At 70.0% G+C, this 11,765-nt stretch carries 9 protein-coding genes and 2 pseudogenes; 6 read left to right on the top strand and 5 right to left on the bottom strand.

The features are described 5' to 3' along the window. The first annotated feature begins 71 nt into the window (after positions 1–71). The 4 genes and pseudogenes from OG289_RS04305 (at position 72) to OG289_RS04290 (ending at position 2,997) form a co-directional block, all read left to right on the top strand. The gene (locus OG289_RS04305) at positions 72–512 is read left to right on the top strand and encodes a hypothetical protein (RefSeq protein ID WP_327312655.1); all 441 of its coding nucleotides are present in this window, start codon (positions 72–74) and stop codon (positions 510–512) included. Between the two features lie 380 nt (positions 513–892). Beyond that, positions 893–1,840, top strand: a complete 948-nt coding sequence (locus OG289_RS04300) for a zinc-binding alcohol dehydrogenase family protein (protein ID WP_327312654.1) — start codon at positions 893–895, stop codon at positions 1,838–1,840. A 120-nt stretch (positions 1,841–1,960) separates the two neighbouring features. Next, positions 1,961–2,098 (top strand): annotated as a pseudogene (locus tag OG289_RS04295) (LacI family transcriptional regulator); the annotation flags it as partial. Between the two features lie 239 nt (positions 2,099–2,337). Continuing rightward, positions 2,338–2,997 (top strand): TetR/AcrR family transcriptional regulator, encoded by a 660-nt coding sequence (locus OG289_RS04290; protein ID WP_327312653.1) that lies wholly within the window; start codon positions 2,338–2,340, stop codon positions 2,995–2,997. A 500-nt stretch (positions 2,998–3,497) separates the two neighbouring features. Here the strand turns inward: OG289_RS04290 and OG289_RS04285 are convergent, their stop codons facing one another. From OG289_RS04285 to OG289_RS04270, 4 genes are read right to left on the bottom strand one after another with little or no spacing between them, the layout of a single operon-like run. Further along, positions 3,498–5,513, bottom strand: coding sequence for an acetoacetate--CoA ligase (locus tag OG289_RS04285; RefSeq protein ID WP_327312652.1), 2,016 nt, complete (start codon positions 5,511–5,513; stop codon positions 3,498–3,500). Next, positions 5,510–7,111 (bottom strand): bifunctional 3-(3-hydroxy-phenyl)propionate/3-hydroxycinnamic acid hydroxylase MhpA, encoded by a 1,602-nt coding sequence (gene mhpA / locus OG289_RS04280; protein ID WP_327312651.1) that lies wholly within the window; start codon positions 7,109–7,111, stop codon positions 5,510–5,512. Before mhpA ends, OG289_RS04285 begins: the two co-directional genes overlap by 4 nt. Continuing rightward, on the bottom strand, positions 7,108–8,046 hold the full coding sequence (locus OG289_RS04275) for a fumarylacetoacetate hydrolase family protein (RefSeq protein WP_327312650.1): 939 nt from the start codon (positions 8,044–8,046) through the stop codon (positions 7,108–7,110). Before OG289_RS04275 ends, mhpA begins: the two co-directional genes overlap by 4 nt. Further along, complete coding sequence (locus OG289_RS04270; protein ID WP_327312649.1) at positions 8,043–9,188, bottom strand: VOC family protein; 1,146 nt, start codon at positions 9,186–9,188, stop codon at positions 8,043–8,045. Before OG289_RS04270 ends, OG289_RS04275 begins: the two co-directional genes overlap by 4 nt. Positions 9,189–9,325: 137 nt before the next feature. On the opposite strand from OG289_RS04270, the pseudogene OG289_RS04265 reads away from it, so the two are divergent. Continuing rightward, a pseudogene (locus OG289_RS04265) lies at positions 9,326–9,736 on the top strand (TetR/AcrR family transcriptional regulator); the annotation flags it as partial. A gap of 122 nt (positions 9,737–9,858) precedes the next feature. Next, positions 9,859–10,131, top strand: a complete 273-nt coding sequence (locus OG289_RS04260) for a hypothetical protein (RefSeq protein WP_327321039.1) — start codon at positions 9,859–9,861, stop codon at positions 10,129–10,131. Positions 10,132–10,851: 720 nt separating this feature from the next. Here OG289_RS04260 and OG289_RS04255 read toward each other — a convergent pair. Next, positions 10,852–11,646 (bottom strand): DUF4232 domain-containing protein, encoded by a 795-nt coding sequence (locus OG289_RS04255; protein WP_327312648.1) that lies wholly within the window; start codon positions 11,644–11,646, stop codon positions 10,852–10,854. Positions 11,647–11,765: the final 119 nt, after the last annotated feature.

Genomic DNA, 11,765 nt, shown 5'->3' with positions numbered 1-11,765 from the left:
GACCCCTCGTGCGGCGGCGCGGGAACGCCTCGCGGCATCGGATCACCTCAGCAGCGCGACGTCACCGGCGCATGAGTCCTTCTGCGGCCGGCGCAGTGGTCAGCGCGACGGGTCGGCGCCGTGGCGAGCAGTGCGCCGTCGGCCCGGTCGACGGCGGCAGCCGCGTTGATCAGCGCGACGTGGCTGAACGCCTGCGGGAAGTTTCCGAGCAGTTCGCCGTTGCGTGGGTCGATCTCCAAACCGAACTGCTGCCCGGCCGCTGGGCGGGAACCGTCCTGCTCGTCGGCGCCGGGAAATCCGCCCAGGCCGCGGCCCGCGACCTCGCCGCCCTGCCCGGCACCCGCGTCGAGTGGGCGGTGCGCAGTCCGGCACCCGACTGGGGCGCCGTACCCGACGACACGCTGCACGGTCGCCGGCAGCTCGTCGACACCTCCCAGGCCCTCGCCGACGGCGCCAACGGCCCTTCAGCCTGGCCTTCGGCGCGCTGCTGGGGACCCACGCCCAGAAAGTGATGCCCGCGGCCGTGCTCGGGCTGGGATACGGAGTCGTGGCCCGGCTGATCGCCCGGCCGGGGGGTACAACGACTGCCTGAACCACGGGTCGAGCCGACGGCGGACGTTGTTGGCGCTGCGTCAGGGGCGCGCGCAGCCCGGCCAGGCAGGGATGCCGAAGCGTGGCGGTGGGGCGCGATTCCGCGCGGCCAGCCGCTCCTCCTGGGCGCTCGGGTGGTGGGCGACGCGGATGGGCTCGGTGGACGGGCGCCGAGTTTTGCGGCTACGGTGTATCCGTAAAGACGGTCCGCCCGCCTCCATCGCCGGCCTTCGACGTTCGTGTCGCAGTCCGGAGCGTTGGGGGTGCGCAGTGTGACTTTTCGAGGCAGAGGAGACCAGTGATGAAGGCAGCAGTAGTGGTGGCGGCGGGTGGCGTGGTGCCCGAGTACCAGGACTTTCCCGAGCCCGAGGCCGGACAGGGCCAGCAGATCGTGGAGCTGGTGGCGACCGCGATCCATCCCGTGGTGCGTGCCAAGGCGTCCGGCGGGCACTACAGCAGTACCGGGCAGTTCCCGCTGGTTCCGGGGGTGGACGCGGTGGCCCGCACCGCCGACGGCACACTGGTGTACACCGGCGACGTCGAGGAGCCCTGGGGCACGTTCGCCGAGCGGATGGCGGTCACGATGGCCCTGCCGCTTCCGGACGGGACCGATCCCGTCGCCGTGGCGGCGGGTGTCAACCCGGGCATGTCGTCCTGGATGCCGCTCACCGCCCACGCCGACGAACACGGCACCCCGGACACCGTGATGATCCTCGGAGTGACCGGTGCGGCCGGCGGCCTCGCCGTGCAGAACGCCCAAGCACTCGGTGTGCGGCGCGTCATCGGGGTGGGCCGCGGCGCGGACGACCTCAAGCGCGTGGCCGCCCTCGGCGCCGAGACCGTAGACATCACCGGCGACAAGGACGCTGACGCGGCGGCCATCGGTGCCGCCTTCCACGGCCACGCACCCGACCTCGTCCTGGACTTCCTGTGGGGCGGCGCGGCCGAAGCCGCCTTCCAGGCGCTGGCCCACCTTCCCGGCAGCGCCACCAGCTATGTGGAGATCGGCTCCGTGGTCGGGGAACAGGCCGCCGTGCCCGCCTCGCTGCTGCGCAGCCGTCCCTTCCGCCTCAGCGGCAGCGGCATCGGCTCCTTCGACATGCGCCGCTACTTCACCCAGGTCGCCGCCTACGTACAGCTCATCGCCGACGGCAAGGTCAAGGTCGACGCCCAGGCCTACCCCCTCTCCCGGGTCAGCCAGGCATGGACGGCCCCCGCAGGCCCCCGACCCGTCCTGACCACCCACTGACAAAGCGGAATGGCCACGGCATCGCTCGGGGACTGAGTCTCCCACTGGCTGACGCTTCGGCAACCCCTGTCGGAAGCGTCGGCCGCCTGAGCAGCACGCAGGCCGCAGTGGTGCTCTTCGGGGGCGGTGCAGGACGACGCATACCACCGACGCATGGCCGACAGAGCGCTGGACGCCGCCGGCTCCCGACTGGTGCTGTGCGGCCGTCCGCCGCTGCCCTTCAGCTTGCCGGTGACGGTGGTGGAGTACGACAACCGTCTTTTTGACGGTTTCTGTGCCGTGGTGCCCGACGCCCTTGCGTGGAGGGCGTCCCACCTTTGTCGCTGTCGAAAACGGATACGATAAGGCCGAAACTCCTGTACTGGACACGTGTCCTCAGCCGATCCGGCCGAAAGGGTGACCGCTTCATGGCTTCGGAGGTCCAGCTCGTTGCGGGAAGTGCTGCCTGGTGGGCGAGCCGGACACCTGCTCCTGCGTACCGGCGCGGGCGGCCCCCGATGGACGTCGGCCGCATCGTGGACACGGCTCTGAAGCTCATCGATGAAGTCGGGATCCAGGCGCTGACCCTGCGTATGCTCGCCGATGCCCTGGACTCGGGCACGGCGACGCTCTACCGGCACTTCAACGGCAAGGACGAGCTCCTCGCTCTTGTCGCCGACAGGATCCTGGGCGAAGTCCGCGTTCCGCACGAGGAGCTGGACGGCCTGTCCTGGCGGGAAGCCGTCAACGCCGTGGCGGAGGCTTTCTACGGCACTTTGTGCCGGCATCCCAACGCGCTGTCGTTGCTGGCGGCCCAGGTCCCCGTCGGCCCCAATGCTCTGCGGGCAAGGGAACGGCTCATCACTCTCTTCCTGAGTCACGGGTTCCCGGTCGGTCTGGCCGCCCGCGCCTTCACGGCCATCGGCCACTATGTGATCGGTTTCGCCATCCAGCAGCACGGTCCCGGGGCCCCACGCCCCGAGGACCACGCGCAATTGCGGGACTACTACCACTCGCTTGACCCAGCCACCTATCCGGCCACGATCACTGCCGCCGACGAGTTGACCTCCGTATCGCTGAACGACGAGTTCTGGTTCGGTCTGGGCCTGCTCCTCGACGGGTTGGAACGGGCCAGATCCGACTCGTTGCAGGAGTCTGAAGCAGCCGCGGGGCACTGAGCCCGGCAGCATGTGTGCTGCCGGGCGCTTCCCACCGGGCGCTACTTCGAGGACCACCGTTCGGTCTGGCGGGGTTCGGGTTTTGGACCAGCGAGCACGGTGACGGTGCGGGCGTGACCGATCTCGGCACGAGGTGCCCACAGACGCGTGGCTCGCGGCAGGTATGGCGGCCATGTGCGGTCGCTCGTCGCGGGGGCCGATGTCGAGAACCTCTGCCTGGAACTGGTCGGAGTGCGGCAGCGGACATGCCCCCGCGTTCGCGCGGGGCCACAGGTGCCACCGGTTGCGGGGCAGTCCGTCCTCGCCGTCCGGCCATGAGAGAGGGGCCGGTCCGTCCGTACCGGTGTGCGACGGCCGCCTCGGCGAGTGGGAGGTGGCCGCGGCTGATGACCGTCCCGGTCCAGGCAATCATGCGGGCGCTCGGCCGGCCATGGTGCGGAGCCCGACGGCCGGTTCAGGCATGTGTCAGGTGACGACGGTGGAATGCGCGCCCGCGTGTGTCATGTGCTGTTTCTAGCCCCCCGGCGTTTCGCGCCCAGGCGGATGAAATGGGCGAGGAGTTCGGGGCTGTCGACGGTCGCGGGGTTGACGACCTGGTCGGCGGGGGTGCCTTGGAGGAGGCGTTTGACGGGGACTTCGAGTTTCTTGCCGGTGCGGGTGTGGGGGATGCCCGGGACGGCGAGGATCTCGTCGGGCACGTGACGGGGTGAGGCGCCGGTGCGGATGGCGTGGCGGATCTTGTCCCGCAGGGCGTCGTCCAGTTCCACTCCGGATGTGGGAACCACGAACAGGGGCATCCAGTAACCGCCGTCGGGTTCCTCTGCGCCGATGACCAGGGCCTCGATGATCTCCGGGAGGCGTTCGACGACGTCGTGTATGTCGGCACTGCCCAGGCGTACGCCGTGACGGTTGAGGGTGGAGTCGGAGCGGCCGTGCACGATCACCGAGCCGTGGGAGGTGAGGGTGATCCAGTCGCCGTGCCGCCACACCCCCGGGTGGCTGGTGAAGTAGGCATCCCGGTAGCGACTGCCGTCGGGATCGTTCCAGAAGCAGAGCGGCATGGACGGCATGGGGCGGGTGACGACCAGCTCGCCGACCTGGTCGACCACCGGGTGGCCCTCGGCGTCGTACGCGGCCAGGGCGACTCCCAGGTACGGGGCGGACAGCTCGCCCGCCCAGACGGACGTGGTGGGGGCGCTGCCGGCGAAACCGGAGGCGACATCCGTGCCGCCGGTGCTGGAGGCGAGCTGGACGCGTTCGCCCAGGTGGCGGCGGACCCAGGGGTAGGCGGAGGCGGGCAGGGTGGAACCGGTGCAGCCGACGGCGCGGACGGACGACAGGTCGTGGACCGACGGGTCGATACCGAACTTGGCCATGCCCAGGAGGTATTGGGGGCTGGTGCCGAAGAGGGTGACGTGGTGGCGCGCGGCCAGTTCCCACAGCAGGTCCGGTCGGGTGAGCGGGGCCGGGCTGCCGTCGTACGTGCAGGTGGTCGCTCCGGTCAGGAGCGTGGAGACGGCCAGGTTCCACATCATCCAGTGGGTGGTGGTGTACCAGAGGAGGCGGTCGCCGGGGCCCAGGTCGGACTGAAGCCCCAGGGTCTTGAGGTGTTCGAGCAGGACACCGCCGTGGCCATGGACGATGCCCTTGGGCAGGCCGGTGGTGCCGGAGGAGAACAGGACCCACAGCGGGTGGTCGAACGGCACCGGCGTGCAGGTGAGTTGCTCGGTGCGGGTGGAGGCGTCCTCCCAAGGGAGGGTGAGCGCCGGGTGGTTGTCGTGAGACCAGGGCAGTCCCACGTGGTCCACCAGGACGGTGGCCTTGAGGGTGGGCAGGGCGCGGGCCAGCTCGAGTACGGCTGCACGGCGGTCGTGGGTGGCGCTGTTGAAGAGGTAGCCGTCGGCCGCGATCAGGACCGTGGGCTCCAGCTGGGCGAAGCGGTCGGCGGCGGCCTGCGGGGCGTAGTCCTGGCCGCACACCGACCAGACGGCACCCATGCTGGCGGCGGCGAGGAAGGCGACGATGGCGTGCGGCGTGTTGGGGAGATAGCCGACGACCCGGTCGCCCTGGCCGACGCCCAGGTCGCGCAGGGTGGCGGCGACGGAGGCGACCTGGGCGCGCAGCTGCTCCCCGGAGACCTCGTGGCCGGCGCCGGTCTCGTCCAGTGCGATGATCGCGGGCCGGTCGTCGCTGAGGTGGCGCAGGGCGTGGTGGGTGTAGTTGAGGGTGGCTCCGGTGAACCAGCGGGCGCCCGGCATCTTCTCGTCGGCGAGCACCTGTTCGTACGGGGTCGCCGCGTCGACGTCGAAGTACTCCCACACCGCGCTCCAGAACCCTTCCAGGTCGGTGACCGACCAGTGGTGCAGGGCGGCGTAGTCGGTGTGGTCATAGGCGGCTCGAACGCCTCGGTGCAGGGCGACCCAACGACCGAAGTCCGCGATACGGCTGGTGGTGGCGGCCTCCGGGTCGAAGGCCCAGAAGGGCTTCTGGGGCGGGGTGAGCTGTGCACTGGTCATCGCGATGCGCTCCTCGACAGGCGTGCGGTGGCGAGCGGTTCGGTGGGGGAGGGAAGCCGGGTGGAGCACAGCAGCGGCGCCCAGGCGGCCGTGTCCGTGAAGTCGTCGGCGCCCGCCGGGACGACGTCCACGACCACGCGGTCGGGGCGCAGCAGTACGGCGTCCGCCCGGCCGTCGCGCAGCCAGGCGGCGAGGGTGCCGTCGTCGCCGAGGTCGTCCGTGCCGATGATCCGTGCGCCGAGCGCCTCGGCGACGGCTCGCAGCCAAGGCGCGGCAGGAACGGCACTCACGACGGCCAAGGAGTCGCCCAGCAGGTCGTCGAGGCGGATCGACCCGGCGTCGAAGCCCACCCAGGGTTGTGGACAGAACGTGCCCGCCAGTTCCCGTCCGCCCAGGCGGGTGTGCCGTCGTATGAGGGCGCTGTGTCCCAGGGCTGGGCTGAGGTCGCGGCCGGCCGCCTCGCGCAGGGCAGGTATGCGGCAGGCCGCGCTCGTCAGGCTCCGGCGCAGCGCGGCGGCACTACCCTGGCCTCCGGTCATGGCCCAGCCCATCGCTACAGCGAGGCGGATCATGTGGCGGGCGTGCGGCTTGCGTTCACTTTCGTATGTATCCAACAGGCCCTCGCCGGAGCCCTGTTGGAGGACGCGGCCGAGCTTCCACGTGAGGTTGTGCGCGTCGCGCATTCCCGCGCAGAGGCCCTGGCCGATGAAGGGCGGGGTGAGGTGGGCGGCGTCGCCGAGCAGAAAGACGCGCCCCCGGCGCCAGCGGTCGGCGACACGGGCCCGGAAGGTGTATTGGGCCTGCCGGACCACTTCGACGTCGCCGTCGTACGAGACCTCCACCCACGGGGCGATCAGCTCTCGTACGCGTCGGGCATCCAGCTCTTCCCCGTCCCTCAGGCGGAACTCCCAGCGGTAACGGTCCTCACCGATCCGCATGAACGTCGCGGCCCGGGCGGGGTCGCAGACCTGCTCGACACCCTCCCAGGAGCGGACGGGGAGGTGCGTACGAACGTCGATGACGGTCCAGCGCTCCTCGAAACGCAGGTCCTCCCATACGGCGCCGATGACCTGGCGGGTGAGGCTGCCGGCACCGTCGCAGCCGAGGACGGCGTACGCATCCAGGTACTCAGGGGTCTCACTGCCTTCGCGACGGAAGGTGACCCGGACGGGACCGCCGCCGTTCTGGTCGATGCCGACGACCTCTACGCCGCCCCGCAGTTCGCACTCGGGCCGCCCGACCAGGGCTTCGCGCAGCAGCCTCTCCAGCTCCGGCTGGTCGAACATGCTGGTCTGCGGGAAGCCGTGGTGGCCGTGCTCGGAGCGCCGGAACTCACCGATCACCCGGTGACGTGCGTCGAGCAGCCGCAGACCTTTGGCCGGGCGGGCGATGGCGGCGAACTCCTCGTGGACGCCGACGGCTTGCAGGATCCGCCGGACCTCGTCGTCCATGGCGACGGCGCGCGGCAGCGGGTAGACGTCCTGGTGACGTTCGAGGACGACGCTCCGCACACCGTGGCGGGCGAGCAGGAGGGCGGCCGTGACCCCCACCGGTCCGGCACCGATGATCACCACGGGCACCCGGGAGACTGCGCTCACCGTGCGTCCGCGACGGGGGTGCGCTGTTCGCCGAGGTCGATCCGGCGGTCGGCGGTGGCGATCGTGGCGGTGATGACGTCGCCCTCGTGGAGGTAGTGCGGGTTGCGCGCCTGGCTGTTGAAGAACGCCTTCCACTTCAGGGCCGGCGGCAGCAGTGCGCCGATCTTCTCGACCGGTTTCGGCGGTGCCTTCAGGGCCGTGCCGCCAGGGGTGCCGGTGAGCAGCAGGTCGCCCGGGTCGAGGTTCTGGAAGCGGGCCAGCAGCGTCAGCGCCCGCGCCGGCCGGACGATCATGTCGGCCAGGGTCCGGTCCTGGCGCGGGCTGCCGTCGACCGACAACCTCAGCCGCAGATCGAGGAGGTGAGGGAAATCCTCCGGCTCCAGCAGAGCCAGGTACGGTCCGGTCGGCGTGAAGGTGGGGTACGACTTGCTCTCGTAGAACTGGCCCTTGGTCAATTGCACGTCACGGGCGCTCACGTCGTTGGTGAGGACCAGCCCCGCGACGTACGAGGGCAGGTCGGACTCCGTGACCACCGTGCCCACCGGCAAGGGTGCGCCCATGACCAGGCCGAGCTCGACTTCGTAGTCGAGGAACTTCACGTGCGAGGGCTTGACGACGGTGTCGTTCGGGCCGCTCACGGAGCTGGAGGCCTTTCGGAAGAAGGTGGGCGGGATCTCACCCGTAAAGCCCGAATCGCGGGCGTGACTGCGGTAGTTGACCATCTGCGCGACGACCCGGCACGGGGTGGTGACCGGGGGCAGAGCGGCCAGGTCCGAGACGGGCGTGCCCGTCTCGCCGGAGACGGCGGCCTCCCGTACGGCTTCGCGGTCCGCCAGCAACTCGGCGGTGGTGACGGCCTTGGTCTCGATACGGACGGCGCGCTCGTCGCGCACCACCCACCAATCCTGCGCGGTACGCAGAACGTTCGTGCTCATGGGTTCATCGCTTTCAGCAGGCCCAGCAACCGGGCGGGGTCGAGTTCGCTGTCGTCGCGCAGTGCGCGCAACAGCTCGCGGATCTTGGCGGGTGACGGATTCGTACCGAGGAACTCGCGGGTGATGGGCGGCCCCCACTGCGCGAGCCCGCTTGCCGACAGCGGAGCCCAGCCCGGCTCCACGTCGCAGGAGAACAGGTCGCCGTCCGCGAAGTGCTCCATCATGAGACGGTCCGGATCACGCCAGTAGTCGAAGATCTGGCTGCCCTGGATGTGCCGGCCGATGCCCCAGCTGCGCTGGTAGCCGCGCTCGGCCAGATACTCCCCACCCGCGGCGATCGCGTCGAGGTCGGTGACCTGGTAGGCGGAGTGGACGTAATGCGTTCCCGGTCCCAGATGCATCGCCAGCGTGTGATGGTCCACTGCGACGCTTCCCTGGTCACAGCGGAAGAACGCCATGACCGGGCCGCGCTCTCGCTGCCCGTCCAGGAAGTGGAAGTCGCTGACGATCATCCCGAGCGTGTCGAGATACCAGTTCATGCTCCGGGTGAACGCACTGGTCTCCAGCACCAGATGCCCCAGCCGCTGGATCCGCGACGGTTCGCGCGGCGGGCGCTGGGTGGTGTTCCTACGACGGTGATCCGTCCCGAAGTTGAGGAGGAGCGGCCGCTGCCCGGGCAGCTCCGGCAACTCCTCGGCGCAGTGCACCACCCGCACCGGGAGGCCGGAGGGATCCAGCAGGTCGACCACCTTGCCGCCGCCAGGGACGTCCGCGTCCCGCACGGCGGTCCCCGTCGCGCGGGCCAGCCGGTCCAGATCGGCCCGTTCGGCCGCGCGGAACGCGTGCGCGATGAAACGGGACGTACGCCCTTTGCGGATCACCACGCAGGGGGAGCCGGCGAAGGTGCCGCGCAGCCAGAGGGCGTCCGGCCCACGGGCGGCGACGGAGAACCCGAAGTCACGTGCGAAGACCTCGGCGCGGTCCAGATCGGGCTTCTCGAATTCCACCCAGGCGAGGTCAGCCACCTTGATCACCGGGTTGCGGGCGCGCCCGGGGTGCTCGCCGCGCAGGGCGCCCTGCTCACTGTGGAGGTCCTGGTGGGCGGTCGTGACGTCGGCCTGGGCGGTATGGGTTTCGGACATGGCGTCCTCCAAGCAACATTGCCGTAATGATGAAAGCATCAACTCTGCGCATCTCGTCGTCAATAGTTGGTGCCTGGTTAACTGATGAAAAACTCAGAGATGCTGATTCGGTCACCCAGGTTGCTGGGCTTCGCTCCATGTCCACATCGGTGCCGGCCGCCCCTCGCCTTGAGCGACGCCGTGCGGCGACCTGCGGGGCCCTCGTCCGTGCGGCGACACGCGGGGCCCTCGTCCGTGCGGCGCGGGAGATCTTCGCGGAGACCGGTGAGACCGGTGTCGGCATGCAGGCCATCGCCGACCGGGCGGACGTCGGATTCGGCTCCTTCTGCAACCGCGTCGAGTCCAAGACGGTGTTGTTCGACGCTGCGGTGTCGGACGCCCTGGAGGAGTTCGGCCGGGCCGTCGGCGAGCGACTGCGGGAGACCGACGGCTTGGCCGAGCTCGTCGCGGCCGGCTTCCGCCTCACCGCCCGGATGGCCGACCCGCATCCGGATCTGATGCGGGTCCTGCGTCTCCGCGGCTTCGCTCACATCCACTCCGACAAGGGCTCTGGCCTCGGCGGACCGAACAGGCGTACTCGCATCCAGGCGGCGATCAGTACGTGGACGGTGACCACGGCGTTGAAGCAACGGCATCGGAAATCGCTTGTGGCGCCCCGTTGGCCAAGCACATGCGCATGGTCCCTTGCGGGCCCGCCCTGCGCGCCGTCAGTACCCCGGCGGTCTGGCGTCCTGCGCGGTGCCGTGTCACGTCTTACGTCGCGGCGCTTTTCAACTTCACCGGTGCCGCCTGGCTCGGCTATGTGTCCGGGGCCCTCGGACTGCTCCTCGCAGGTGTGGCCATGTATGCCGCGTTCGCGCTCATGCTGGAGGACATGAGGGCCAGGAGGTCCTACCCATCGGACGTCGCGGCCCGGCGTACGACGCAGTGGAAGGCGACCTGACCGTGCTGCAACTGCGCAACCTCGAACGTCAGGCGGGTGTCCGACGCACCCTGTGAGTCTGTGAACGCCTCGAGGAAGAGGCTCCGGCCGGGCGGGTCCGTACCGCGACGGACTGCCCTCGTTCCAGTCCGAGGCATGCTCGGTGCGTAATCCGCGCACACCCGGACGGCCTTCGACTGATCATCTGCTCGAGCCAAGCAACGCACATGCCCGGACGAGGGCCGGCGAGCGCACCCAAGGTTGCGGCGGGGAAGGGTTGTGTCTGTGAGCCGACTGCCACCGGTTGGGAGGGGCGGCAGGGGCGGCCGCTCGGGTCCGCCCTGCCTCGGTTGGATCAGGATGCTTCCGTGACCCGGTTGAAGAGCCGGCCGGCGAGGTCGACGCCTGTGACGGATACGGCTTGAACCGGCCGAGGGGCACGTTCCTGCGGTCGCGGGCGGACGCGAGCCGGTGTCCCGGTAGCGGCGCACGGTCTTGCGGTGGGCGGATCCGGGAGGCCATGAAGCTCGGCGGTACGTCAGGAACGGGAGGCCAAGTTGCGGTGGCCGAGACGCCGCCGACGCTTCGGAGCCGCGGGCGTCGTGAGCCGACAGCCCAGTTGCCAGCCCCCCAGTTGCGAGCCGTCACTCGCAGCCGTCGACAGTGCAGCCGCGCAGCCCTGCGCCCTCCAACGGGGTCCGTGCGACGTGTTGGAGGGCGGGAGCGGTCCTGGATCGAGGGTCAGTTGCCGCCGGCGGCCTTGAACATGTAGTTCTCGGCCTTCTTCTGGCTGACGTTCCAGTATGAGACCAGGGGGTTGTCGTCGATGTTCAGGAAGTCGGCCTCGTCGGGCAGCGGGACCTTGATCGGCGCGCTGTCCGCATCTGCGTTGGAGACGCGGCCCTGGAGGCTGACGGTCATCGTCTCCACGGCGTCGGTCGGCGCGCCCATCCGGAAGAGGAGCATGCCCGCGTACGCCTTCTCGCCCGGCCCGATCGTGGCTCCCTTCATCTCGGACTCCATCGGTTGGACCTGATCCTCCCGCCCGTTGTCGAAGCGGACGATCGGGTAGCGGTAGAGGGCGCATTCCTTGTCGCCGGTGTTGGTGGCCGTGAGGAGGAGGTGCCGGGCCGAGTCATGTGCGTAGACCGTCGTAGCGATCGAGATGTTCGCTTCGCTGCAGGAGGCTGTGACGGTCCCACCGCCGCCGGAGTTTCCCGAGCCGCCGGAGTTCCCCGACCCGGCGGAGTCTCCCGAGCCGCCGGAGTTCCCGGACCCGGCGGAGTTCCCCGACCCGGCGGAGTTCCCCGAGCCACCGGAGTTTCCCGAGCCGGTGCCTGGGTTCTGCGAGCTGCCGTCCGTGCCGGTGCCCTCGCCGCTGGGCCGAGTGGAGACGGTCGCGCTCGGGGTGGCGGACGGGGTGGTGCCCGTGGCGTTGTTCGTGCCGTCCGGCTCGCAGGCCGTGGCGGAGAGGAGAGCGGTGAGGGCCGCGGCTCCCAGGGCATAGGTTTTCCAGCTCTTGTGCGCGGAACGCATGGTGATCCCCCGTGTGCAGTCATGTGGTCTGAATGTTCGAATAGCCAAGTTGATGACGCGGCGAGGAGATCGCTGGACTTCCGTTCCTGCGCGACCGTGGTGGTACGCGGACATGGAGG

It is taken from the genome of Streptomyces sp. NBC_01235 (assembly GCF_035989285.1).
GTDB lineage: Bacteria > Actinomycetota > Actinomycetes > Streptomycetales > Streptomycetaceae > Streptomyces.
Note: the sequence above shows the minus strand (reverse complement) of the source record. Positions and strands in the feature narration are given on the sequence as shown.

Coding starts and splice junctions, on each gene's coding strand:
- OG289_RS04305 (WP_327312655.1), top strand. CDS start 72: ATGAGTCCTTCTGCGGCCGGCGCAGTGGTCAGCGCGACGGGTCGGCGC.
- OG289_RS04300 (WP_327312654.1), top strand. CDS start 893: ATGAAGGCAGCAGTAGTGGTGGCGGCGGGTGGCGTGGTGCCCGAGTAC.
- OG289_RS04290 (WP_327312653.1), top strand. CDS start 2,338: ATGGACGTCGGCCGCATCGTGGACACGGCTCTGAAGCTCATCGATGAA.
- OG289_RS04285 (WP_327312652.1), bottom strand. CDS start 5,513: ATGACCAGTGCACAGCTCACCCCGCCCCAGAAGCCCTTCTGGGCCTTC.
- OG289_RS04275 (WP_327312650.1), bottom strand. CDS start 8,046: ATGAGCACGAACGTTCTGCGTACCGCGCAGGATTGGTGGGTGGTGCGC.
- OG289_RS04270 (WP_327312649.1), bottom strand. CDS start 9,188: ATGTCCGAAACCCATACCGCCCAGGCCGACGTCACGACCGCCCACCAG.
- OG289_RS04260 (WP_327321039.1), top strand. CDS start 9,859: ATGCGCATGGTCCCTTGCGGGCCCGCCCTGCGCGCCGTCAGTACCCCG.
- OG289_RS04255 (WP_327312648.1), bottom strand. CDS start 11,646: ATGCGTTCCGCGCACAAGAGCTGGAAAACCTATGCCCTGGGAGCCGCG.